This is a genomic window from Ralstonia sp. RL, from assembly GCF_001683835.1.
In the GTDB taxonomy this organism is placed as follows: domain Bacteria; phylum Pseudomonadota; class Gammaproteobacteria; order Burkholderiales; family Burkholderiaceae; genus Ralstonia; species Ralstonia mannitolilytica.
In genome coordinates, this window is the sequence record NZ_LWRX01000124.1 from 1 (window position 1) to 339 (window position 339).

The 339-nt window shown below is 67.6% G+C and carries 1 protein-coding gene; it reads right to left on the minus strand.

Features of this window, described 5'->3' with window-relative positions; genetic code table 11:
• Positions 1-25 precede the first annotated feature (25 nt).
• The coding region (locus A6M56_RS11545; protein ID WP_353744916.1) for a 4Fe-4S dicluster domain-containing protein at positions 26-339 on the minus strand (314 nt) is incomplete at its 5' end.

Consider the following 339-nt stretch of genomic DNA (forward strand, 5'->3'; position numbering starts at 1 on the left):
CATTTCCGGTCGCCCGGCGTGCCGCCTAGTGTGGCCCCCCCTCGGCTACGCGGGCAGCGGTGGAGGCCGGGTTGTTGCTGCGCAGCCCGAAGCGGAAGACATCTTTCGAACAGACATCGATGCAACGCCCGCAATTGGTACAGCTCGGTGCCAGAATGACCGGACCGACCCCCTTGCCCTCGCCTTTGAGCGCGGGGCGGATGACCTGCGGTTCCGGGCAGACCGCGAAACAGTCCATGCAATCGTTGCAGGCACTGCGCTTGCTGGCCGTGACCCGCAGCGGACTCCACCGGCCGAGCAGGCTGTAGAACGCGCCAACCGGGCAGAGACGGCCGCACC